The following is a 25,176-nucleotide window of genomic DNA, read 5'->3' on the forward strand; positions in this document are numbered from 1 at the left end:
TTGGTATTTCTCATTAAAAAAGCAAGTCCTTTACGGACATGCTTTTTTTGTTTTTCGAATAGCATCAATCGGGAATCTGCCATCGACATCTATGACTTCCTTTCCATCAAATAAATCGAGAAACATATCACGCTGTTGGCTTAACGTTATTCCATCAATATGCCTGCGATCCTGTACAATCTTATTTTCAAGCCGCTGTTCATAGGTAACGTTGCCCACATGGCTGAATACGGTATAGCCTTGCTGCTCCAGCCACATTAGCCGCTCGTCGTCTAACTTATAGCCTTCTCCAAAAGGATAAATGTAAATGCTCGTGTCTCCGATAAGCGTGCTGACTTCGCGCTTCCATTTTCGTTCATCTCTTTTTAATCGATCTAGATCCATTTTTAAATGATGACGATGTCCGTAGCTGTGAGAAGCGAAACGCCAGCCGGTTTCCTTTAAACGCTTAACGACCTTTCTAGCTTCCACTCTTTCGCGTGACCATGTGGGTGAGGTGGATTGAGTACGCCAGCCCAAAATGCCTTCGAACCCGGTAAGTGCTAACGTTCCTTTTGCACCCTGATAAGAGAAGTCTGGTTGCTGCTCTACAAATCGATCTAGAATCGGAACGATATCCAAGTCTTTAGATAACACAACATTGCCTTTCAAGTCATGAGATTCAGACACAATCGTTCCTTCATGATTCAAACGAAGCTTATCTACCGTCCCATACTTACGCATGTACGTATAATAATTCGGATCATCTATCGAAATGACTAACGGTTTCTTTCCTTCTGGAAGCGGGAAGTTACGACGAACGGCTCGCTTTTTACCATTTACCGTTTTAAATTCATACACATCTTCCAAATGCACCAACACATACTGATGGTCGTAAAGTGATTGAAGAATGCGTTTGAATTCAGGCACGGTTACAAACCAATCAAACATTTCCCGAGACTGTCGATCACCGATAAAAGCCCGCTGCGGATAGGCAATAAGCGGATGAAAAAAGATGTGCTCAACTAATGGAGGATTATGCGCAGTAGGAGCTGCGTCGACCGCCTTTACGCTGTTCGCACTATCTACTCCAAATAAGACGATACAAAGTACGAGTACAAATATATTTCTCAGTTTTTTCCTGTGCATATAGCTACCTCCGCCCGCTCAAGATTGCAGCTTTTTTTCAAAGCATGCATTTGCTCTATGTAGTATGGGTTAATTGGTGAAAATAAATTTACAGTCTTTACATAATACGGTTGTAAGCATATAATTTCGCAAGAACTTGAAGTAGCAGTAAATATGTATTTTATTACCGACATAATGGACGGAAATATCGTAATGGGCGGACTGAATGTGATGCAGCGGAATTATTCGAGGTTCAGTTTGTTGTATAACTTAGGTAGTTAATTCAACTCTAAAGAGGTGATTTTTATGGAAATTAGGCATGTTCTTGAATCAGATTATATCCCCGTTGCGACGCAATTGTATGAGAAGTTCTTCGATATTGTGCGAGATCTTGGCTGCACGGAAGTGCGCTGTGTTACTTCTCCCGTTAATCGTATATCAATTGCTTTCCATACCCGACTCGGCTTTCGAATGGAAGTGGGGGATAGTCTAGTTGATGATATTCCCGTCATGGCTAACTATGATGGGAAGGGGCAAGATCGGGTTCTATTTGTCAGAAAGCTTTAATTGTATGTTTGATAAATTGGAAAAATAGATTCAGCAGTCATATAAAAAAGGACTCCTCTGCAGAAGTCCTTACAAGTATATATAAGTTTTTTACATATCATATGTGTTCAGCAATGTTCATTAACTATAGTACCTGAACTTATATTCCATTTCACCAGCCAAAGAAGCTACAGTGTCTCCGGTTTTTCTAAAGTCATGCGTATAGATGGTTTCGAATGGACCGAAGTTCGATTGTTTATAAAACTCAAAGCAAGGGAATCCATCATGTTCGCCAGTCATGGATACAGTACCGTCTTTAGTCACATTTACTCGTAGTAAGTAATCGACTGGTGGTGCTGCATCGTTCAATGGATTACTGGCACTAGCGAGCATTTTAAAGCACACGTCGTCATCCCTCCACACAATATCGATACATTGGATGCCGTCTGTGCTAGCTTTGCCTTGTCTTTGATGAGTAGAACCGTCTGAATGAGTGACATTCTCAGTTGTAATACCTGTGTTTTTGTAAGAAAACACTTCTTTTTTATAAAAATCTACAGTAACCTCTTGCTCGACTCTAGAGCGCATGGTGTTTACGGCATAGGGTGTAAATTCACGTGAATCTCCTTCGAACTTATGAACGTTTCCGGTCGTTATATCCTTTACAGATTCAGTCCAAGACATCGGAATAAACACACTTGCTCTAATTTTGATAATCATATAGAACCTCCAGAGTTGTTTTAATCTGGTTGAAAAATTTGAATGAAAGTGAAAAACACAACAGTCAACTTGATTGACTATATAGTAAACTGTACAATAGCAATCAGATAAAGTCAACTTGATTGACTATTATTAAGGGAGAGACGTTAGATGAATGAAGATAAATATGTGGAATCCGACCTTACTACATTAATGACAGCAGGCATTAGTTTATTGATACGAGAACTTCATGAACACTTAGATGAATTAGGATTTGGGCACATTAGGCCTGCACATGGTTATTTGTTTAAACGTATCACGCCTGATGGTGCGACAGGGATCGAGATATCGGAGTACTTAGGAATAACGAAGCAGGCTGTGAGCAAAATAGTTGATCATCTTGAAGAAAACGGATATGTGCAGCGTACGAATCATCCCACGGATATGAGGGGGAAATTGATCGTGCTCACTGAACGAGGTAAGTTAGCCATACAAGCAAAAGAAAAGATAGTTGCAGAGATCGAGGCGCGTTGGGCGCAACGAATAGGTGTGGAAAGAATGGATTTGCTTAAGAAGGATTTGACAACGTTAGTTGAGGAAGCCAATGGAGGCCAAGTTCCACGTGGTGCAAGACCTGTTTGGTGAATAAAGATAGGAACCCTCTAAATCATCAGCGATTGATGGAATTAGAGGGTTTTTTGATGCTATCTATGGAGCGTTAGCTCACAAGTACTATTTCAATCAACCTTACTTGTATGTTTTTCTTGGATAAGCCGTGACGACTCGAACTCATGAATGGATCGTAACTGTTTTGCCATATATTCAGGGGAAAATGGGGGTTCTTGATCAAGCCAGTATTTTAAGATGCCCATAAAAGAAAATAGTCCGTAATGTGTAATAAGGTCTTTGTTAAGATGCTTGGTTGCAACGGTGTCTAGCTTCATCACATCAAGGGTCTGATCGAAATGATTTTGCAACAGCTCTATAAACCGAGTATGAAAATAGGAGTTTGTGCCATCCTCAAACATTAATTTGTAGAAATCACGATGCTTTTGAAAATGGGTGAAGGATTGGATGATTCGTGGTTCCATGCTTGCGTATGAGGTTTGACTCACCGCACAGTCAGGGGGGGCTGAAGCAATCAGCTCCGCAAGTATATCATCCACTTTTCGCTCGAATAGATCGTATTTATCTAAAAAGTGTAAATAAAATGTTCCACGATTAATATCAGCTCGATCTGCAATATCTTGAACCGTAATGGCTTCGAATCCTTTCTCCTTCAACAATTCGTTAAAAGCCCGCTTTATATTTTTCTTTGTTCTTATAACTCGCCGATCCGTCGTATTGGCCATCATCCATCACCTCCTTATCAACGAATAATAACGTTACTCAACAATTTATCTGCTTCTGTCTGATAACGAACGAAACACAACAAGCTGCATATTGAACAGATTCCAGTTCTTAGTAAAATTATAAGCATCCAATTGGAGATTTATCAATTATTTAGCAATCAACTGGTAATAGCGTGTGTTTGACGATGCTGAGGGGGATGAAGTCTATGTTGCCTTATATTTTGCATTTGGAAAAAGTGAACCGAGCGCATATTCATAAAGTAGGTGGCAAGGGCGCAAATTTGGGAGAACTGCTGCAAGCTGGTTTTCCCGTTCCGCAAGGGTATTGCATTACAACTTCTGCTTATGAGAAGCTCGTGAACCAAACTGCTTCAATGACATCATTTTACGAACAACTCGGCCAATTGAACGCATCTGATATCGAAGAAGTTCGACGCATAAGCAAGGAAATAAGAACGTGCATCATGGGTCTTTCTGTTCCAAGTGATGTACACGAAGCCATCTTGCACGCATGGAGAGTATTAGGCACAGATTATCGATATGCTGTTCGTTCCAGTGCGACGGCAGAGGACTTGCCGACAGCTTCCTTTGCGGGGCAGCAAGATACGTTCTTAAATATAAAAGGTGAGCAGCAGCTGTTAGATGCGATCCGTCGATGTTGGGCATCCCTTTTCTCCGAGCGTGCTATCGTTTACCGCATAAAGAATGGGTACGATCATCAAGCTGTTCAACTGGCTGTTGTTATTCAGCAGATGATTGAGCCAGATGTATCAGGAGTCATGTTTACTGCTGATCCTGTTACAGGAAACCGAACAATTACTTCGATAGATGCGAGCTTTGGATTGGGTGAAGCGCTCGTCTCCGGCATTGTCAATCCTGACTTGTATCAGGTCAGAAAGGGAGAGATTGTAAAGAAACAAGTAGCGAATAAGCAAAAGGCTGTGCGACCGCTCACTGAGGGAGGTACGGTTGTTGAAGCTATTTCAGCAAAGAAGCAAAATCTACAAGCCTTATCGGATGAAGAAATTATGGCTTTGACTCAGATGGGTGAGCGCATTCAAGCTCATTATGGAACTGAGCAGGATATTGAATGGTGTTTGGTCAACCGACAATTCTATATTGTACAGGCTAGACCGATTACTTCACTTTTTCCCGTACCAGAAGCGCCTGATGACGAGCTACATGTGTATATTTCTAGCGGGCATATGCAGATGATGACAGATGTGATGACGCCGGCTGGCATTTCGATGTGGAAGCATCTTACTCCGGCTGATCAGGGTGCAAATATAGACTCGCAAATTGAAGTTGGCGGTAGACTATTCGCCGATGTAACTCACGTTCTCCAGTCGAATATGGCACGCAAGGTGTTTCTGTTTATTATCGATAAATTTGAGCCTTTAATAAGCAGTGCAGCTCGTCAGGTTCTGCCTCGCTTTCCCATCAAAGAAGGTCCTATGCCAGGCATGGAGCAGTTTAACCAAATGATTCCTTTTCTTGCAACGAAGGTTATGAAAGACCTGCTTGAAGGAGATGGCGAAACAGCTTATGAAGAAGTGAAATCATATGCGAGTCAATGTTCAGTGCTCTGTCGACAGGCTCTAGATGGCTGCAGCGGTGTGGAGAGAATTGCCTATGTTCAGAAAAATTGTGGGTCTCTGATGCAAGGTTTGATGGCAATAGATATGCATTATATGGCAGCTGCATCTGTGGCAAAAGAAATGCTTACATTGCTCTCGAAATGGTGGACATTCGACGAGGGTGATCTTCTCACCTTAAATAAATCATTACCTTATAATGTCACGGGCGAAATGGGATTGCAACTAGGGGACTTGGCAGACCTAGCTCGTGATCACCCCGAGCTTGTAATTTATCTTCGAGATGCAGTAGAAGATGGGTTTATGGAAGGGCTTAACTCGATTGCTGGAGGCAGCGAATTCAAAGCTGCATTCGAACAGTGGCTGGATCAATATGGGGCTCGCTGTCCAGGGGAGATTGACGTGGCTCGAACGCGCTGGTCGGAGCGTCCATATATGCTTGTTTCATCTATCGTGGGACATTTGAACAGTGTGAAACATGGAGAGCATCGTGAACGTTTCCGTCAGGGAGAGCTTGAGGCAGAAGCAGCAGCTGAGCGCATTCAAGCACAAGTTCGTACAGCGGATGACGGAGCGTTTAAGGAGAAGGTAGTGTCACGCCTTATGACCGTTTATCGCAGCTTTATGGGCTTGCGTGAGCATCACAAGTTTGTATTGGTGCGTCATTTTGCGCTTTATAAGCAAGCGCTGTTGGAAGAAGCTGATGCATTGGTGGCAAAAGGTGTTCTCTGTGAACGTGACGATATTTTCTTCTTAAACTTGCCTGAGATGCTTGAAGTGATAGAGGAATCGTTTGAGAAGGATGTTCAGCAGTTGATCCTACGTAGAAAAGAGGATTTTGAGTACTATAAACGATTGACGCCACCGAGGGTAATGACGAGTGAAGGGGAGATTATCGAAGGCAGTGTTCAGGGAGAAGATGCGCCTGAAGGAGCGTTGATTGGTACGCCGGTTTCTCCCGGAATCATTGAAGGGAGAGCTAAAGTCGTGCTTGATCCAACTACAGCTTCTTTAAAAGAAGGCGAGATACTAGTTGCACCTTACACCGATCCAGGTTGGACGCCTCTATTCCAGCAAGCGAAGGGACTTATTACGGAGATGGGCGGCTTAATGACACATGGTGCGGTTGTTGCTCGTGAGTATGGATTGCCTGCTGTTGTTGGCATTGAGCATGCAACGACGATAATTAAAGATGGAGATAGGCTTCGACTTGACGGCAGTAAAGGATATGTAGAGGTGCTGAAAGAAGCGAGTTTTGTAGATTAACTCTTTTTGCATAGATGAAGGATCATTGTGTTATATCACGTGCGCTTGCATTTTGCGCGTTTAAGCAACCAGTCGTCGATAATCAATCGGCGACTGGTTATTTATGTGAAGTTCGTATGAACTGGGAAAACAACAAGCATTAGAATATGATGATCGTGCACACGCTGATGACATTTTTATTAAGGAGCAATCTGTTTTTAACAAATGATGTTGGAGGTTGTTTTGTGCTGTACTATGATAGTTACAATGGCAATTCTAGTAGGAGGAACTTTCATGTATCGCATTTTTATCGTAGAAGACGATGAACAGATTGGCAATGTACTGAACAGGACGCTGGAGAAATACGGTTTTGATGCGAAATGTGCAGCAGAGTATAGCAATATCGTAACCGAATTGGAAGCGTATGCACCGAATCTAGTACTACTAGATATTAACTTGCCATACTTTGACGGCTATTATTGGTGCAGACAGATTCGAAAGAGCTCTAATGTTCCGATTATATTTATATCTGCTAGAGAAGGCGAGATGGATCAAGTCATGGCCATTGAGCATGGTGGAGACGACTATATTACAAAGCCCATCCCACTTGATCTGCTAATGGCAAAAATAAAAGGCGTGTTACGGAGAGTGTACGGGGAATATGCGGATACTTCAACGCTTGCTCCTCCTGATTCCGAATTAAGGGTAGAAGGTTTGCGGCTTAATCTTAGTTGTAATGAATTAGTATGGAAGCAGGAAAAGGTAGTGCTTACGAAGAATGAGCAATTGTTGGCAGAATGTTTCATGCAGCATTCAGGCAGGACGATTACACGTGATCAATTGTTAGAAGTATTATGGGATAAAGCAGAATTTGTAGACGATAATACGCTGACGGTGAACGTGACTAGATTGAGGAAAAAGCTAGAGGAGCTAGGACTGCCGCAGGTCATTGTGACCGTACGCGGTCTAGGCTATAAATTGCTGCTCGAAACAGAAGATGAGAAACAGTTAAATGAGCAGGAGTTACATTTATGATAAAAAAGGTAAAACGAAACTCAGCAGCTCTCTTTGTACGTGATCGTTCCTCATACATCCTAACGGGAATAGCCATTATTGCGCTAGGTGTAACCATTATGAAATTAGACAAAGCACGCTTAAGTAAAGGAATTAATGATACCGATACCCCAGTATACTTTATGGTCGTGTCCCTCTTTTTTATTGGCGTGTGGCTGGCAGTAGACTACATACGACAGCGTACTTATTATCGACAGGTAAGTATGGCAATCGAACATTCAGGAGAAATGCAAGCAACTGCAATGGTACACTCTACCGTGACACAGGAACAACGGCTTGTTGCTCGTTTGTTAGAACAACAACGAACTGCTTATTTGAATGAGCTTCGTAGTTATTACCGTCAGCAGGAGATGCACAACCATTTTGTATTGCAGTGGGTGCACAATATGAAAACACCCGTTTCGGTGATGGATTTACTTATGCAGGAAGCATCACAACAGATGCCGTATACCGAACAAGAGCAGCATCAGCTTATTTCAAATATGAAGGATGAGGCCGATCGGATGACGAGAGGTCTGGAAATGCTGCTATATTCAGCGCGGCTTGATAAATTTGAGATGGATTTGCATAGTAAACAGGTACCGCTGCACGAATTGATTCGTGACGTAATTATTGCCCATAAACGCCTTTGTATCCGTCATTCCATCACTCCTAACATAGTTGGCGAGGCGTGGATAGAGACAGATATGAAATGGCTGACGTTCGTACTCAATCAATTGGTTAGCAATGCGATCAAATACAGTAAGGGAAAGTCAGGCCCTAAACGTTTAACCTTTCAAATAGAGCAGTCAGCTAGTGAAGTGAAGTTGACCATAGTAGATGAAGGCATTGGCATACCTCCACATGATTTGCCGCGAATATTCGATCCGTTCTTTACCGGTGAAAATGGACGTTCTGTAGAAGAATCTACGGGGATGGGGTTGTATTTGGCGAAACAGGTATGCGATAGGCTAGGTCACAACCTGACTGTACGTTCCGAAGTAGGCAAGGGAACAACCTTTATAGTTGCATTTGAGCCAAGGAGCATTCATCGGCTGGAAAGTAATGTGACAAATATGTAAGGTTGGTTTTGACCCTTTTGTCATCTGAATCGATGGGACCTATGTTTGCAGAAGCCTATACTTACATAGTAACCGTAACGGATAAGAACATGCGCAGGGAGAGGAACTAGAGGATGACTGTACTAAAAGCGCAAGGGCTTGGGAAAATATACAGTTCCAAAGGCAACATCTTGACTACTGCCTTAACAGATTTTGATTTGGAAATAGAGGAAGGGGAATTTGTCGGCATCATGGGGCCATCGGGCAGCGGCAAAACAACTCTTCTTCATTTACTAGCTACCATCGATCGACCATCGTCAGGAAGTGTCGAAATTAACGGTGTTAACCCTATTGGATTTGACGATAAGGAGATATCATTATTTCGTCGTCGTCAGCTAGGCTTTGTATTTCAAGATTTTAATCTCGTACAAACCTTATCCATAAAGGAAAATATAATTCTTCCACTTGTCATGGAAGGCATGGCCCCAGAACAAATTGAGCAGCGCTTAAGGCCATTGGCTGAAAAGTTGCAAATTGCTCATCTCCTGCATAAGCGGACGTATGAGCTTTCAGGTGGTCAGATGCAGCGTACAGCTATTGCGCGTGCATTGATTCATAAGCCTTCGATCTTGCTTGCGGACGAGCTGAGCGGGAATTTGGATTCAAAATCGGCAAAGGATGTAATGGATGCGCTTCAGCTAATGAACGAAGTGGATCGAGCAACCGTGCTCATGGTAACGCATGATCCGTTCGCGGCAAGCTATTGTAAGCGGGTCGTGTTCATAAGAGACGGGAAGATGTTTATGGAAATACGGCGTAGTTCAAACCGACAAGCCTTCTTCCAACAAATATTGGACGCACAGAGCGTGCTAGGAGGAAACTTCAATGACGTTCCGTTCGCTCGCAATTAGCAATATACGAGGGAAATGGCGGTCATACAGTGCATTTTTTATGAGCTGCGTGTTCTCTGTCATGATTTTTTACATGTACACGGCATTTATTGTTCATCCTGATGTACTTCAAGGTCAAATGGTTGCTGCTTTGGAGATTAGGCAGGGGCTCATATTTTGCCAATACATCGTTATTATTTTCTCGCTCTTGTTTGTGCTCTATTCCAACGCTGCATTTTTGAAGACAAGGACGCAAGAGTTTGGACTTTTCAAAATGTTTGGAATGACGAGTATGCAGCTTCGCAAATTGATTATACTTGAAAATGCCATCATTGCAGCTTTAGCGGTAGGAGTTGGTATTGGTCTTGGCATCATGTTCAGTAAATTATTTTTTATGATGCTTGAAGTATTGCTGGAGATGAATGATCCTATTCCATATAAGGTTCCATTCCGTGCGGTCTGGCAGACGGTAGGTAGTTTCTTCGTCCTGTTTGCCCTGATTACGTTGTGGACCACCTATCGGGTCGGGCAAACGGAAATTATTCAGATGCTGAAAGCGCAGATGCAATCGAAGCAGCAACTTATTCAATCACGGTCCCTATCCGTACTTGCTGCTGTATGCTTAGGACTTGCCTATGGTCTGGCACTTGTGATAGACGCATTCAGTTTTGCGCTGCTCGCACCGATTATTATGGTAACGGTTGTAATTGGGACGTATCTCTTGTTTACCCAGCTTAGTATTTATATGTTACAGCTCGCTCAAGGGAATTCTCGATTCTATTATAATCGTACGAATATGATGATTATTGCTCAGTTAGCTCACAAATTAAAAGACAATGCGCGCATGCTATTTATCGTATCAATATTGAGCGCGGTTATCCTGACCGCATCGGGTGCCGTTTATACGCTATTGCGAAGCGTACAGCTGGATGGTGTGCACACGCAGTATGAAGATCCTGAAGGGCTTTTTTCACTGATTCTATTTATAGGCATGTTTATTAGTTTGCTATTCTTCATTGCAGCGGGTAGTATGATTTATTTCAAACTGTTTACAGAATTGCGAGAAGATCAGGAGCAATATAAAGTGTTGACTCGTATCGGCATGACCCAGGATGAAATCAGAAAGATAATCGTCACACAATTAGGAATTATCTTTTACGTACCTTGCATAGTCGGTATCATTCATACTTTGTTTGCGATGAAAGCGATGGACAATGTCCTTCAGCTCGCACATTGGAGTTATTCATTTGGAGTTATTGGTATTTATATTGCTATGCAAACGATATATTTCCTAGTGACTTGTCATGATTATATGAACAACGTTCTTCGCAGTAATGAAATCTAATAGATGACGAGGAGTAGGGATATGACTATTAGGCAGACAAGTAACTTATCTAATTGCGTTGCGAAAAGGAATACCCGAATCAAAGCTCACAATCGAATCGTAACTGCTCTGAAGAAGCCTTTCTTTACATTCATGGCGTTAGCGATTATTGGTGTCCTGCTGCCACAATCAGTTATGGCGCAAGACTTCTTGTCTAAGAAAGAGAAAACGAAAAAAATAGAGCAGTATGTACACAATCAGATGCAAGAAAGCCTTATTCCAGGGGTTTCATTGGTTATTGTAGAGAAGGGAAATATTGCTTATCAAAATGGATTTGGATTTGCGGATGCTGCCGCGAAGAAGCCGGTGACCAGCGAAACATTGTTTGAGCTTGCTTCTACGAGCAAAGCCTTTACGGGATTAGCCATTTTACAGCTGGAGAAGGAAGGGATGCTGAAACGGACGGATTCGGTTACAACATTCATCCCTTGGCTGCAATTATCGTACAATGATAGGCCTGTATCTATTACTATTCAAGATCTGCTCTATCATACTAGTGGAATCTCGGCAGCATCGATTCAGCACTATCCGAAGAGCAACGCTGATGATGCGCTTGAACAAACCGTGAGAACGTTACTTAACCAGCCTTTGAACCGTGAACCAGGAAGTTCCTACGAATATGCGACGATTAATTACGATATATTGGGCCTTGTCATTGAAAAGGTGACGAAGCAGTCCTATGAAGCGTATATGCAGCAGCATATTTTACAGCCACTTGGCATGACCGATTCAAAAGTTGGTGTACAGCAAATTCCGCCAGCTAATATGGCTACGGGGTATCGACTGAAATTCACGGTGCCCACTGCTCATACACCAGCTATCTATCGCGGCAATACACCAGCTGGATACATTATTAGTAATGCGAACGATATTGCGAAATGGATGAATGTGCAGCTTGGAAATGTACAGCTTCAAGGCATTGATCAGCAGCTCATCGTGGATTCTCATACGCCTGATCGATCAGTTAAACCCTTTGATGAACATACGTACTATGGGGCAGGTTGGGCTGCACAGCAAGGAGACAGTAATGTCGTTTATCATGCAGGAGTAAATCCAACCTTTTCTTCCTATATCACATTATTGCCCGAAGAGCAGATTGGAGTAGCGGTTTTATCGAATATAAACAGCAGTTCGACCACAACTATTGCTCAGGGCGTTATGGATATTTGGAATGGCGAGGCTCCGGAAGCGAATAGTCAACCAGATGGCATGCTAGTGGTGGAGCAAATCGCAACCTATGTATTTATTTTGGTGGGAATCCTAGGGCTTGTTGGACTCATTTTAATTGTTGTATGCATGAAGAAATTAATTAGGCAGCAGAGAAATTGGACTGCTCTGAAAGGTAAAAGGCTGCTATGGTTCGTCGTTCATTTTTTGCTTTGCACAGCTATTATGTTCCTTATCGTGAACCTTCCAAGTGTATTGCTCGGTGGAATGTCATGGTCGTTTGTGGCTAGATGGGCACCAGTTACCATCATGTTTACGATTTATAGTCTTATTGCCACATTAAGCGTGTACTTTATATATGGGCTGATGCTCGTATTATCAAAGAAACAATCGGACTTACAGAAAGAGTTGAAGTATTAATATATCTGTGTGAGTGTGATAGGAGAAAGCAACTGGGTTATTAAAACTCAGTTGCTTTTTTTATAAAATGCGATAAAGATCATTAATAGGAAAATTGATCTAACTCTTCTACATGTGAGGTGTAATGATTATGGTAAACAACAAATCGACGATACGAACGATTGCGCTAGAAGAACACTTTGTAACTCCATCATTTATGGAGGGTCCGGGTCGTCTCATTAAGGCGCAAGCAGAAGCGGCCCACGCTCATCCCCAAGTCGCAGCAGGGATCGCGAAGCTTATCGAAATGCTGTCTGACATAGGCGGAGGAAGGATTGCACAAATGGATGCAGCAGGTATCGATATGCAGGTATTGTCGCTAACCTCTCCGGGTGTAGAGCAGCTTGATGCTGTTGAAGCTGTAACACTTGCTCGTGAAGTCAACGATATACTCGCCGATGCGGTGCAGCAATATCCGCATCGATTTGCAGGCTTTGCAGCACTCCCAATTTCTTCTCCAGACAAAGCGGCGAATGAACTGGAACGCATGGTTCGCGTCCATGGATTCAAAGGCGCACTAATTAATGGTCACACCCAAGGTCGTTACTTAGACGATGAATATTTCTGGCCTATTCTTGAACGCGCTGAAACTCTGCAAGTCCCTGTATATCTTCATCCAACTCCACCTGCACAATCTGTAATAAAGGAAGTTTATACAGGAAATTATAGTCCGGAGATAGCAGGAGTATTGGCAACAGCAGCTTGGGGATGGCATATTGACACAGCTAATCATGTTCTTCGCCTTATCCTGAGTGGTGCTTTCGATCGATACCCGACTTTACAAGTTATCGTTGGTCATTTAGGCGAAACCCTTCCTTTTATGCTGCCGAGACTTGAACGAAGTTTGCCTCCAGAAATGACGAAGTTGAAAAAGAGCGTTGGAGCGTATTTGCGTGAAAATGTTTATTATACGGTATCCGGGTTCAATTGGACGCCAGCGTTCCTTGACCTATTCCTCCAAGTTGGCGTTGAAAGAATTATGTTTTCAACCGACTATCCATACTCATCCATGCACGAAGCTCGTGCATTTCTCGATCAGCTCCCAGTGAGTCCCGCAGATAGAGCAAGAATTGCACATCGCAATGCCGAACAACTGTTAAAGATTTGATTTATCTATATGGCTAGCAAACTAATCTGGAGCAATCGGATTTTCTAACATGTACAGATAGGTGCTTATGTTGTGATAGTCCTTTAAGGAATGACCAATTGCGGGATAATTAAGCGAGTTTAATGGAATTCCAGCCCCTTCTTGGACGAAGCCAAATAACTCGCCAGGGAGCTTAGGCACGATATCAGGTTCATTGTATACCCGATAATTCGATGGAACGGTTTCACAGTAAGCTGCGGCAAATGCGGGGTCTCCTGCCATAGGTGCTGCATAAGTATAGACTTCGGTTTGAGTCAAATTTGCAGCGGATATTCCCGCCAAAATAGCTAACGCACCACCCAAGCTATGACCTGCAATGGTGACCTTGGCGCTTGAAGTGACTTGAGCTAGTACTTCCGTGAATGGAGTCTCGTTTGAGCCATCTGTGTTCGTACCATATAACGAGCGAAAACATTCGGTAAATCCTTTTTCTGTTTCACCTGCATTCGGTACTTCGGCAAAGTCAACCAAGCCAAACTCGGCATCCAACACCCACTCCAATTCGGTCTTCGTTCCTCGGAATACGATAGCAACATGGGCAGGGTCGGTTTTGGAGCGGGCTACATAACCGATAAATTTGGTTTCAGTGAAAAATACGACGACGGGGTGGACGATCAATAGATTTTCGATCTCCCAATCAGTGGGGAAATCAGCAGGTGGCGTAGGAGTAAGGTTAGATGGGCATGAATCATACATTTCATAAGCCGAATTCACCATTTTGCACCAAAATAAAGCCTCCGTCCAATTGATGTCTGCTGCTGTTCTAGCGGATGAGGAGCTCATCATTATACCTCCTTAATAATAGGGATAGCTGACCTATTTTCAATCTATTGCTGGCGTATTGGTTTATGTCAGTTCCTCCCGAAGTTAAGACCGAATGAAAAAATATCATTAAGGACAACTTATCAGATATGTAAATGGTTATTCGGAGGGTTCAGGATGAAGCAAACCGATGAAAAGCGGCTACTGATTGCAGCATTAGGTGGAGTGAATGAGATAGGCAAAAATATGTACCTTGTTCAATACGGGGATGACATTGTCGTTATCGATTGTGGCTCGAAATTTCCAGATGAAAGTTTGTTGGGCATCGATCTGATTATCCCCGATATTAGTTACTTGCTAGCTAATAAAGATAAAGTTCGCGCATTAGTTGTGACGCATGGGCATGAGGATCATATCGGTGGTATTCCTTACTTTTTAAAACAAATGCAGGTACCGATCTATGGTTCAAGGTTAACGCTCGGACTTATCGAAATTAAGCTGCGAGAACATGGGATTCTTCATGAAACGAGCATGACATGCATCAACACAGATTCACAGATTGAACTTGGAACGATAACATGCTCCTTTTTTCCAACCAATCATAGTATTCCGGACTGCCTTGGTGTCGTATTTGACACACCTGAAGGAACGATTGTACATACAGGTGATTTTAAATTTGATATGACACCTGTTAATAAGCAGTATCCGGATCTTCATCGCATGGCTGAAATAGGGAAGAAAGGTGTCCGTGTGCTCTTGTCTGAAAGCACGAATGCGGAGCGGCCAGGGTTCACGGCATCGGAAAGTACCGTCGGAGCGCATCTGAAAGAAGCATTCCATAAAGCTGAAGGTCGTGTGTTTGTTTCGACATTTGCCTCGAATGTGTACCGACTGCAGCAGGTTATTGACGCTGCTGTTCAAACGAACCGAAAAATAAGCTTGCTAGGTCGTACGATGGTTAACGTTGTGTCAGTTGCGCAAGAGCTTGGATATTTGTCCGTACCATCAGGAATGATTATCGATGTACAAGAGGCAGCTAAACTTCCGCACGGGCAATGCACGGTACTATGTACAGGCAGTCAAGGTGAACCAATGGCGGCACTTGCTCGATTAGCGAGTTCTTCTCATCGCCAAATGAAAGTGGATGTAGGGGATACGGTAATTATTGCAGCGAACCCAATTCCAGGAAATGAGCGTAATGTCGCTCGGATTGTAGATAATTTGTATGCGCTTGGGGCCAAGATCATTTACGGTTCGCGCAGTGAATTGCATGTTTCCGGGCATGGTAACCAAGAAGAATTAAAGCTTATGCTCACCTTAATGAAGCCGGAGTATTTTATTCCGATTCATGGAGAATACCGAATGTTGTATTTGCATCGTGAGCTTGCTGAAGCTGTAGGAGTGAAGCGAGAAAACGTATTTATTTTAAAAAATGGTGAAGTTGTCGAATCGGTTAATGGGGTTGTTGGTCAATTCGGCCATATTCCTGCTGGTCAAACGTTAGTGGATGGCTTTGGCATAGGCGATATTGGTAATATCGTGCTGCGTGACCGCCGACAGTTGTCGGATGACGGGATTTTAATCGTCGTTATTACCGTAAGTAAAGCAGAGGGCAAGTTGCTAACTGACCCAGATACGATATCGAGGGGCTTCGTTTATGTGCGTAACTCCGAAGAGTTGATTGAAGATATTAACCAGCTTGTCATTGGGACTGTTGAAAAAATGCAGCAGGAAAAAATCAATCAATGGAGTGTCATGAAGAAGACATTAAAGGATACACTAGGTCAATTTCTGTACGCTCGTACCCAAAGACGTCCGATTATTTTGCCTATTATTATTGAGGTGTAGGTTTAAAGTGTTCACTCGCTGTGTAAACGGTATAACTAATTGGAACGATCGTATACGTTGTATTACGAATAGGACAGCTAATTGTAGCTGTCCTATTTTGTTATAAATTAGTGTGTGAAAATGTGTGAAAAGAAAAGTACTGTTCATAACGAAGTCATTCATGTGAGCCATCTATGTCCGAATGAATAAGTGATAGACGGTTAATGACAACTGCTAGCTTTTAATCTTCTAAAATAGTTCCATCTTGGGAGGTTAAATGCTACACTAGTTTCTGCATTTTATTTTTAGAGACATATGAGGTGGAGAAGTGTTTCAACGTATACAGAAAGAATGGTTCTCTAATATACGAGCGGATATTTTGGCAGGGATTGTTGTTGCATTAGCTCTTATTCCGGAATCTATTGCTTTCTCGATTATTGCAGGCGTTGACCCTATGGTCGGCTTATATGCATCATTTTGTATTGCTGTCATTATTTCTTTTGTAGGCGGTCGACCAGGAATGATTTCAGCAGCAACAGGCGCCATGGCACTACTAATGGTACCACTTGTGAAAGAACATGGTCTGAATTATTTATTGGCTGCAACGATACTAACCGGTATTATTCAAATGATTTTCGGTGTGTGTAAAGTGGCTCATGTAATGAAGTTTATACCACGGGCAGTTATGATTGGATTTGTTAATGCGTTGGCTATATTAGTCTTTATGGCACAGCTGCAGCATATTGTGGGCATTTCGACTTTAACGTACGTATTTGTAGGGATCACCTTACTTATTGTTTATATAATTCCGAGATATTTCAAGGCGGTACCAGCACCTCTTATTGCGGTTGTCATCTTAACAGCAGCTGCTATGATTTGGAACTTAGACCTTAGAACAGTAGGGGATCTGGGAAGTATCCAGCAAACGTTGCCGTCATTCCTTATACCGAATGTTCCGTTTACATTTGAGACGCTTACTATTATTTTCCCATACTCTCTTGCTTTGGCTATTGTAGGGTTGCTGGAATCTTTACTTACTTCCTCCATCGTAGACGATATGACGGACACAAGCAGCAACAAAAATAAGGAAGCGCGCGGTCAAGGGATTGCGAACATCATCAATGGCTTTTTTGGCGGAATGGCAGGTTGTGCAATGATTGGTCAAACCGTCATAAACATAAAATCGGGTGGGCGAGGCAGACTTTCCACATTTGTGTCAGGAATGTTTTTAATGTTCCTTATTATTGTACTTGGTGATCTGGTTGTTCAAATTCCGATGTCTGTGCTGGCTGGTATTATGGTTGTAGTATGCATAGGAACATTTGATTGGTCATCGTTTACCTACTTGAGAAAAGCGCCGAAGTCAGATGCATGTGTGATGCTAGCAACTATTATTATTGTTGTGGCGACCCATGATTTGTCCAAAGGTGTTATTGCCGGAGTACTGTTAAGTGCGATTTTCTTCGCAGCAAAAATTTCGAAGATTAAAGTTGTCAAACAACAAGATAAGGCAAAGCAGGTGTTCCAAGTGGAAGGCCAGCTTTTCTTTGCTTCAACGAACAGCTTCCTATCTGCCTTTGATTGGAATACTAGCGGGGAAGAAATCGTGATTGATTTCTCCAGAGCCCATGTATGGGATGACTCAGCTGTTGGTGCTATAGATAAAGTGATTCTCAAATATAGAGAGAATGGCAATCATGTAAGCATTGTAGGTCTTAACGCATCCAGCCAACATTTAATTGATCATCTTACCGTTCATGATAAGAATGTCAATTTTTCTTCTGGATAAGACTTGTAGCACATAACCTTAAGCTTGATAACGAAAGGACTGCGTTTCATTGAAACTGCAGTTCTTTTTGCATGCCCAAGATTGACTTCCTAAAGGGGAGTTCATATAATTGTCATAACAACTATATTTGATGTTAAAAAATGGAGGTTAATCTTTGGAGTTAGAAAAGTATATAGGTGTCATCGTTCACCGGGCAGACTTAAAGCTTAATCAGTATTATCAGAAAGTATGTGACCCATTTGATATCACAGTGGATCAGTGGGAAATTCTCGTTATTTTGTGGGAGAAGGAGGGCATCACCCAGAAGGAATTGGCAGAAAGATTGTATAAAGATCAAGCCAATATCGCCCGTATGCTTTTCAAGCTTGAAAAGAAGGGATTTATCCACCGCGTTACTCATGAGACGGATAGGCGCTCATTGCGAGTGTTCTTAACGAATAAGGGACGTACAATTAAAGAGGATATTATGGAACCCTCGATTGAGGCTTTTAATAAAACCATCGCAGGCCTAACAGAAGAAGAAGTGGAGAATTTCCGCAGAACGCTGGCGATTATACACAACAATGTAAAGGATCTATGACTACGCAATGTGGCATTGGTCCTCCATTTTTTTGAAGATATAGTTGTTATGACAATTACCGTTACGACAAGTATAAGGGAGCGATCGGTTATGACATCAACATCGGAAGCGATAAAACCAAGTATCTTTGGTGCTCCATATCGCGCATTAACGATTGGTATTATATTAGCTATCTCAACCGTAGCCTTTGAAGGATTGGCAATCACGACAGTTGCACCAACGATAGCACAAGAGCTAGAAGGTCTTCATTTATATGGCTGGATATTTAGTGCTTTTCTATTGAATCAGATCATCGGAACGATTGTCATGGGCAAGCGTATCGATAAACATGGGGTCTTCAAGAGCATGATCTTATCATTTGTTATTTTCGTGATAGGGATCGTGGTTGCGGCTATATCGTCTCATATGCTCATTCTCATTATCGGGAGGGCGTTGCAAGGCTTTGGAGCCGGTGCTCTTATTACGTGTGTATATTATAGTGCCGCCGTTCATTATCCTGAGGCACTTCGAACGAAAATTCTTGCTTCTTTTTCCATGGCCTTTGTGCTGCCAGCGTTAATCGGACCATACATAGCTGGGTACGCAGCTGCACATGTATCATGGAGATTTGTATTTGTAATGGTACTCCCCATCATTGTAATTGCTCTACTATTAACGCTTCCTACTTTTCGCACGTTACCCTCACCTAGACCTTCATCATCGAGTAAGCAAAACTACAAGGAAATACACGCGATCCTACTTGCTGTAGGAACAGGGACATTACTAACTGGATTGGGCTGGCTACCCGATTGGAAAGGCATATTGCTTGCTATTATGGGTGTGCTTATTATGATGAAGCCTTTACGTAAGCTGCTTCCAGAAGGTACATTTTCAATAGCAACAGGATTGCCAGCAACCATTGCTACACGAGGTATGTATGTGGCATGTTACTTTGCAACAGAAAGCTTTGTCGTGTTGGCACTTGTTGAAGTGAAAGGCTTATCGGAAGATCTCGCAGGTTTAATTGTAGCTGCTGGTGCATTAAGCTGGTCAGGCGCAGCATGGCTGCTGTCTGTGCTTGATGCAAGGGACCATGGTAAAGGCAGAAAGATAAGAATTCACATTGGTGTCAGTTTCATAATTGCTGGCGTAGCACTCGTGTTTGCAGCCATTGCTACTACAGGTAGTGGTATCGTGATCGCAGTCTTTTCACAAATTATTATCGGTTTTGGTGCAGGTTTGGCCAATCCGACTACGGCAGCGATTGCTTTACAGTATGCAAAAGCCGGGGAAGAAGGGGAGGTTTCCGCTATTCTTCAATTTATAGATTCATTTAGTATTGGATTGAGCATAGGAATTAGCGGGGCTTTAGTAGCGATAAGCGATACATTCGACTGGGGGATAACCACAGGAATTGTTATGGTACTATCTCTACAACTGCTGTTTGCTATTGTAAGCTTCATTACATCTTTCCGCATTTCAAAGAACAACCGAGTCGCTCATACTGAAATGCCCAGCAACATGTCCTAACAACCTACTCTATGGCTAACAGTCTAGCCTAGTTTCATGTCTTATTATCATTTAACGTAGTTGAGTTACAATTCAAACGTAATCCTACTATTGGAGGCGATGTTCATATGGCACGCGTGCTAATCGTTAATATTCCTGCTGAAGGGCATGTTAATCCTACACTTGGTTTAGTGAAGCAGTTGATAGACCGTGGTGAAGAGGTCGTTTATGTGTGTGCGGAGGAGTATCGAAACAAAGTGCTTCAGACCGGAGCAGAATTTCGATCGTATCCGTTTCAAGTAGATCCGTTTTCCTATGATCCTGACTTGAAGCCTGCTCCCTATAAGCATCCTTCCCAGTTTGCCAACATGGTCGTACGCGGTATTATTCAGAAAATCGTTCCAGAAATATTGAAAGTCGTCGAACAGGATACGTATGATTATTTAATCTTTGACTCGTTGATGGGTTGGGGAGGTACGATCATTGCTCAAAGTCTAGGAATTCCTGCCGTATGCTCCATTGCATCCTTTGCATTTGTAGATCCTCTTGGTTCAGAGCAAGGATTCATTGACGATGATGTTGAAAATGTGTATGAATCAACGCTGGAATTGGCACACCAGCTAGCTCAACAGTTTAACGTTCCAGCTCCATCGATACCGGAACTTACGAAGCATACCGGCCAACTTAAGCTTGTATATACAAGCCGCTATTTGCAGCCTAAAGCGGATCAGCTCGATGAAAGCTTCTACTTCGCAGGAACGTCCGTTGTGCCGCGTAAAGATGCGCCCAACTTTCCACTGGATCAACTCCTAGACCCACACAAACAGACCGTTTACATCGCAATGGGGACGATTTTGAATCGAGATTTGGCTTTCTATAAGCTGTGCTTTGATGCATTTCAAGACTTACCGATCCAATTTATTCTGTCTTCAGGTAAAGATACGGACATGGAGCCATTGGCTGATTGCATTCCTTCCAACTTTATTGTTCGCCCTTATATTCCTCAGCTTGAGGTGCTTGAACGTGCAGACGCATTTGTCACACATGCAGGGATGAACAGTGTGAGCGAGGCTCTATATTATAATGTCCCAATGGTTATGATTCCATTAACATCAGATCAACCACTCGTATCGAATCGAGTACAGGAGCTTGGGGCAGGTATCACGCTTGATCATCATACACTTACGGCCGAAGTTCTGAGGGAAGCATTGATGCAGGTGTTAGGCGATTCGAGCTTCAAACAGCAAGCATTCCATATTGGCGAATCATTACGACAGGCAGGGGGATATATTCGAGCAGCAGATACAATTATCAGTCGTTTCTCCATCGTAAAGCAATAAATGCGAGCGAGCGCTTAATCATTTCGTAAATAGGCATGGAAACCATCACTCGGCGCCAGAAAATATTTCTGGCGTTTTTCTTGTTTTATAGGTGGAACTTTGTGGCATATTAAGAAAGGTAAAAGATACTTATGACTTAAAAGAAATAAACTATATGAAGATCATTGCGAAAGTGTTAAGATTAAGATAGCCTTTTCTTAATAACCAGGTACAGCGAGAGAAGCTGCTATAAATAAAAATTTGGTTGAATAGAAGGGGAGAATGCAAACATGAGAGTTGAATTGACATTTACGAACAAAGGAAAATTAGCGATTGCTAATTTTAGCAACGAGGAACTACTTGAAATCTTTTCAAGATATATGAACACATTAAAGAAAAAATATGATATTGAAGTAGCCGTGGATCATGATTCCAACCAAAATATCATTACTGAAAACGTTCTATTCGTTGATGCGAGCAATGTAAATTGTGATGCAGAAACATTCTTCAAAGAACTGAGCAGAGATGTAAAAGTTCCGTTGAAGAAACGACTCGATGGGAACTTAGACAATGTGTTTAAAATAAAAATCAGTGAATAAGGGAAATGATAGAGCATCTTCAGAAAGCCTTGTGCTTACGAAGATGCTCTTTAGCTTTTTACAGGAAGGGGGAGAAACGGGGATAGATCTCTGTTCTACTGAAACCATCCATGTCTCGCTGCAATAATACGTTAACTTAGCCGCAGTCCTCTTCACTGCGAAGATTAAACTGCCACTCAATTCCAAATTTATCAGTCAGGCTGCCGTAACATTTACTCCAGAACGTCTCTTGAAGCTCCATCGCCACTTTGCCGCCTTCTTTAAGCTTATGGAATGCAGATTGAACCTCTTCGATATCATCGCCTACGAAAGTGAGGCTGACGTTGTTGCCCACTACGAACGGCATACCAGGGAACACGTCGGAAAACATAACCGTGCTGCCTTTAATGTTAATGCGAGTATGCATGACTAGATCCTTTGCTTCTTCTGGAAGTGTAAAGTCAGGGGATGGGGGAGCATCACCAAAAGCCATGATTTGAGGTTGTTCTGTTCCAAACACCTCTGCATAAAACGTTACTGCTTCGCGACAATTTCCATTGAAATTAAGATATACTTCGATAGACATAACATTCACTCCTCAAATTAATATGTAGTGCTTTACTTCGAATTTCGATCTCATTGTATCACGTAAATTCAAAAATGCAAATATATGTTCGCATTTAGATAAATTCCAAACGCTTTCCTCTAAGGCATAGTTTTATCCGATTATACCGTAAAAATACCGCTGAATAAGGAACAAGGGCTGTAGATCCACTTCGTACTAAAATACTAATGAACCTAGTTAAAGACGCTTATACGGGCCAGTAGTTAGCCGAACTATTAAGCATTACACGAAGCACGGCGATTTATTCCAGAAGATCATTTACTTCCAAGCTTGGATTTAATAGAAACTTCAAGACAGGTGTTAAGGAGACTTTGGAGGTTACACGTTCGAAGATAGAGCATGCGCCTGCTGCTTCGTTTGCTTTGGATAGTAACAATATCAATCGGAGGAAAAACATCGCGTCGACGTACCGATTTCATGCGAGTGAAGAGAGCTTTTATGTCTGTCTTGAGGAGTTCAAGCAGTTGCTGGACAAGCACTTTACCATACATGGAGCCGAGGTCCTATTCATGATCAAATGAGGAGAAAAGCTATTATATGTCTTTAATCGCATTTCAGGATGTCAAGGGGAACATCAACAATCAATGATTATGCAGCCTTGGAGGGAATACATATGAAAAGCACTCAATATCCTTTCGTAATAGATGCTGCATGGTTTACCGTATTGAAGTTGGATGAGACGACATTCGCAATTAGCGAATATGGACATTGGGAGAAAGTCCATTCGTTCTTGCTTATTGGGACAGAGCGTGCAGCTCTTATTGGCACTGGTCTTGGGAGCGATAACACAAAGCGGATGACTGATCAGCTGACTGACTTGCATATAATCGTGCTCACGACACATGTTCATGCTGATCATATCGGTAATCATGGGCAATAGCCCCGAGGAACTGGTTAATTCGCTGGAGAGAATAGCAACGAAAATTGACGGAATTCATAAAATATTTGGCGCTCATAATCGTATTGGATTGGAACCTGAACTGCTTGAAGCCGTGAAACGTGCATTCGTGAATGGGGTTGCTTCTTACCTCCCTTTATGTCATATGACGTTTTGTCATGATTGAAATGACATCTGTACTTCTAAGCTATCTTCCAGTCACATTGATAAATGACATCTGCTCACTATGAACAATGACACCATCCCATTTACGCTAACTCATGTGCCAGCACAGAGGAACACGACTTAAGCACATTCATACCCATTATTAATCGTAATAGTAGAGGAGAGATTCGCAATGAATGTAAAAGGAAAAGTGATGTTGAGCTTAGCTGTAATGATGGCAGGGACAATGTTGTTGGATGTATACGAAGGTACAAGGGGTGCAGCGATAGCGAGTGCTCAAGCAGTGAGCAGCGCAAAAGCATCCTCTGTAAAAGAGACTCATCCTGTAGCACAAAAAGAGAAAGTTAAGCAGCTTCTCAATGAAATGATTGCTGCTGGTGTGCCAGGTGTGATGATGCAATCGTTGAAAGATGGCGTCAAATGGGATTACGCAGCAGGGAAGGCGAGTATTCATTCTGGCCGCCCGATGAAATCCAACTTCCACTTTAGAATTGCCAGTACGACGAAGACATTTACAGCAACCGTTGTGCTGCAATTAGTAGGGGAAGGAAAATTGAGCTTAGATGATACCGTAGAGAAGTGGTTGCCTGGCCTTGTAAAAGGCAATGGATATGATGGCAGTAAAATAACAATTAAACAGCTGCTTAATATGACGAGTGGAATCGCGAACTATACGGTTAACGAAAAAGTTAGAACGGATTTGTATGAAAATCGCTTCAAAAGGTATACGTCTGAGGAGTTAGTCAACATTGCATTGAAAGAAAAGCCGTTATTTGAACCAGGAACACAATGGTCCTATTCCAATACCAATACAGTTCTAGCAGGTTTAATTATCGAAAAAGCAACGGGACTTACTTACGGGGAACAAATAAAGCGTCGCATTATTGAACCATTGAAACTTAAAAACACGTATGTTCCTGGGACATCTACAAGTCTGCCTGAGCCGCATGCAAGAGGCTATTATGAACATAAAGCAGATGGGAATTTACAAGATTTCACGGAGCTAAGTGTTACGATGGGGAATGCGGCAGGTGAAATGATTTCAACATCTACAGACTTGAATCGTTTCTTTAGTGAACTGTTAGCTGGGAAATTACTTAAGCCCGAACAGATGGAGCAGATGTTTGGCTCTCCAGTAGATAGTGAGATAGGCCGTTATGGTCTTGGCATTTTTGAAACAAAGCTACCTGACGGGAGTAAGATTTGGGGGCATGGTGGGACAATACACGGATATCTCACGTTCGTAGGAGGGACAATGGGCGGCAAGCATGTAATCAATTTCAACCTAAATTTACTTTCTAATGATATGAAAAAAATGAATACTGTCTATGAATTAAGCGATAAAATTTTTGCAGCGGAATTCGCAAAACCATCCAAATAATTGAAGTTCTGTTCCTGTGCGCCTGCGTCCTATTTTCGATCTTTCATTTCCATATATCT

At 42.3% G+C, this 25,176-nt stretch carries 21 protein-coding genes and 1 pseudogene; 17 read left to right on the forward strand and 5 right to left on the reverse strand.

Features of this window, described 5'->3' with window-relative positions; genetic code table 11:
• Positions 1-30: 30 nt before the first annotated feature.
• Entirely contained in the window at positions 31-1,128 is a 1,098-nt protein-coding gene (locus NQ117_RS01195; RefSeq protein ID WP_258276206.1) for a polysaccharide deacetylase family protein, read from the reverse strand.
• A gap of 285 nt (positions 1,129-1,413) precedes the next feature.
• Between NQ117_RS01195 and NQ117_RS01200 the strand changes: the two genes are divergently transcribed.
• Positions 1,414-1,674 (forward strand): GNAT family N-acetyltransferase, encoded by a 261-nt coding sequence (locus NQ117_RS01200; RefSeq protein ID WP_258276207.1) that lies wholly within the window; start codon positions 1,414-1,416, stop codon positions 1,672-1,674.
• 120 nt (positions 1,675-1,794) lie between these two features.
• Here NQ117_RS01200 and NQ117_RS01205 read toward each other — a convergent pair whose 3' ends face one another.
• The gene (locus NQ117_RS01205) at positions 1,795-2,373 is read right to left on the reverse strand and encodes a DUF3238 domain-containing protein (protein ID WP_258276208.1); all 579 of its coding nucleotides are present in this window, start codon (positions 2,371-2,373) and stop codon (positions 1,795-1,797) included.
• 150 nt (positions 2,374-2,523) lie between these two features.
• On the opposite strand from NQ117_RS01205, the gene NQ117_RS01210 reads away from it, so the two are divergent.
• A complete protein-coding gene (locus NQ117_RS01210; protein WP_258276209.1) occupies positions 2,524-2,997 on the forward strand; it encodes a MarR family winged helix-turn-helix transcriptional regulator in 474 nt (157 codons plus the stop codon).
• Positions 2,998-3,089: 92 nt separating this feature from the next.
• Here NQ117_RS01210 and NQ117_RS01215 read toward each other — a convergent pair whose 3' ends face one another.
• A complete protein-coding gene (locus NQ117_RS01215) occupies positions 3,090-3,707 on the reverse strand; it encodes a TetR/AcrR family transcriptional regulator (protein WP_258276210.1) in 618 nt (205 codons plus the stop codon).
• Between the two features lie 203 nt (positions 3,708-3,910).
• On the opposite strand from NQ117_RS01215, the gene NQ117_RS01220 reads away from it, so the two are divergent.
• From NQ117_RS01220 to NQ117_RS01250, 7 genes are all read left to right on the forward strand, one after another.
• Entirely contained in the window at positions 3,911-6,565 is a 2,655-nt protein-coding gene (locus tag NQ117_RS01220; RefSeq protein WP_258276211.1) for a phosphoenolpyruvate synthase, read from the forward strand.
• 273 nt (positions 6,566-6,838) lie between these two features.
• Positions 6,839-7,579, forward strand: a complete 741-nt coding sequence (locus tag NQ117_RS01225) for a response regulator transcription factor (RefSeq protein ID WP_258276212.1) — start codon at positions 6,839-6,841, stop codon at positions 7,577-7,579.
• Complete coding sequence (locus NQ117_RS01230) at positions 7,576-8,679, forward strand: sensor histidine kinase (protein ID WP_258276213.1); 1,104 nt, start codon at positions 7,576-7,578, stop codon at positions 8,677-8,679. Before NQ117_RS01225 ends, NQ117_RS01230 begins: the two co-directional genes overlap by 4 nt.
• A gap of 113 nt (positions 8,680-8,792) precedes the next feature.
• Entirely contained in the window at positions 8,793-9,569 is a 777-nt protein-coding gene (locus NQ117_RS01235; protein ID WP_258276214.1) for an ABC transporter ATP-binding protein, read from the forward strand.
• On the forward strand, positions 9,544-10,893 hold the full coding sequence (locus NQ117_RS01240) for an FtsX-like permease family protein (protein ID WP_258276215.1): 1,350 nt from the start codon (positions 9,544-9,546) through the stop codon (positions 10,891-10,893). Before NQ117_RS01235 ends, NQ117_RS01240 begins: the two co-directional genes overlap by 26 nt.
• A 21-nt stretch (positions 10,894-10,914) precedes the next feature.
• Positions 10,915-12,519: a serine hydrolase domain-containing protein gene (locus tag NQ117_RS01245; protein WP_258276216.1), complete on the forward strand. Its 1,605-nt coding sequence runs from the start codon at positions 10,915-10,917 to the stop codon at positions 12,517-12,519.
• Between the two features lie 130 nt (positions 12,520-12,649).
• Positions 12,650-13,666, forward strand: a complete 1,017-nt coding sequence (locus NQ117_RS01250; RefSeq protein ID WP_258276217.1) for an amidohydrolase family protein — start codon at positions 12,650-12,652, stop codon at positions 13,664-13,666.
• 21 nt (positions 13,667-13,687) lie between these two features.
• Here NQ117_RS01250 and NQ117_RS01255 read toward each other — a convergent pair whose 3' ends face one another.
• Positions 13,688-14,491 carry a lipase family protein gene (locus tag NQ117_RS01255; RefSeq protein WP_258276218.1) on the reverse strand — a complete coding sequence of 268 codons (804 nt, stop codon included), beginning with the start codon at positions 14,489-14,491 and terminating at the stop codon, positions 13,688-13,690.
• A gap of 153 nt (positions 14,492-14,644) precedes the next feature.
• Between NQ117_RS01255 and NQ117_RS01260 the strand changes: the two genes are divergently transcribed.
• The 6 genes from NQ117_RS01260 (at position 14,645) to NQ117_RS01285 (ending at position 22,069) form a co-directional block, all read left to right on the forward strand.
• Positions 14,645-16,315: a ribonuclease J gene (locus tag NQ117_RS01260; RefSeq protein WP_258276219.1), complete on the forward strand. Its 1,671-nt coding sequence runs from the start codon at positions 14,645-14,647 to the stop codon at positions 16,313-16,315.
• Between the two features lie 307 nt (positions 16,316-16,622).
• On the forward strand, positions 16,623-18,083 hold the full coding sequence (locus tag NQ117_RS01265; RefSeq protein WP_258276220.1) for a SulP family inorganic anion transporter: 1,461 nt from the start codon (positions 16,623-16,625) through the stop codon (positions 18,081-18,083).
• A gap of 154 nt (positions 18,084-18,237) precedes the next feature.
• The gene (locus NQ117_RS01270; protein ID WP_258276221.1) at positions 18,238-18,663 is read left to right on the forward strand and encodes a MarR family winged helix-turn-helix transcriptional regulator; all 426 of its coding nucleotides are present in this window, start codon (positions 18,238-18,240) and stop codon (positions 18,661-18,663) included.
• A gap of 90 nt (positions 18,664-18,753) precedes the next feature.
• On the forward strand, positions 18,754-20,172 hold the full coding sequence (locus NQ117_RS01275; protein WP_258276222.1) for an MFS transporter: 1,419 nt from the start codon (positions 18,754-18,756) through the stop codon (positions 20,170-20,172).
• Positions 20,173-20,279: 107 nt separating this feature from the next.
• Positions 20,280-21,491, forward strand: coding sequence for a macrolide family glycosyltransferase (locus tag NQ117_RS01280; protein WP_258276223.1), 1,212 nt, complete (start codon positions 20,280-20,282; stop codon positions 21,489-21,491).
• A gap of 269 nt (positions 21,492-21,760) precedes the next feature.
• Positions 21,761-22,069 (forward strand): hypothetical protein, encoded by a 309-nt coding sequence (locus tag NQ117_RS01285; RefSeq protein WP_258276224.1) that lies wholly within the window; start codon positions 21,761-21,763, stop codon positions 22,067-22,069.
• Between the two features lie 136 nt (positions 22,070-22,205).
• On the opposite strand, the gene NQ117_RS01290 is transcribed toward NQ117_RS01285, so the two are convergent.
• The gene (locus NQ117_RS01290; RefSeq protein WP_258276225.1) at positions 22,206-22,634 is read right to left on the reverse strand and encodes a VOC family protein; all 429 of its coding nucleotides are present in this window, start codon (positions 22,632-22,634) and stop codon (positions 22,206-22,208) included.
• A gap of 652 nt (positions 22,635-23,286) precedes the next feature.
• Between NQ117_RS01290 and NQ117_RS01295 the strand changes: the two are divergent.
• Positions 23,287-23,550: pseudogene (locus NQ117_RS01295) on the forward strand (MBL fold metallo-hydrolase); the annotation flags it as partial.
• A 358-nt stretch (positions 23,551-23,908) separates the two neighbouring features.
• The gene (locus tag NQ117_RS01300; protein WP_258276226.1) at positions 23,909-25,117 is read left to right on the forward strand and encodes a serine hydrolase domain-containing protein; all 1,209 of its coding nucleotides are present in this window, start codon (positions 23,909-23,911) and stop codon (positions 25,115-25,117) included.
• Positions 25,118-25,176 lie beyond the last annotated feature (59 nt).

It is taken from the genome of Paenibacillus sp. SC116 (assembly GCF_024733555.1).
In the GTDB taxonomy this organism is placed as follows: domain Bacteria; phylum Bacillota; class Bacilli; order Paenibacillales; family Paenibacillaceae; genus Paenibacillus_B.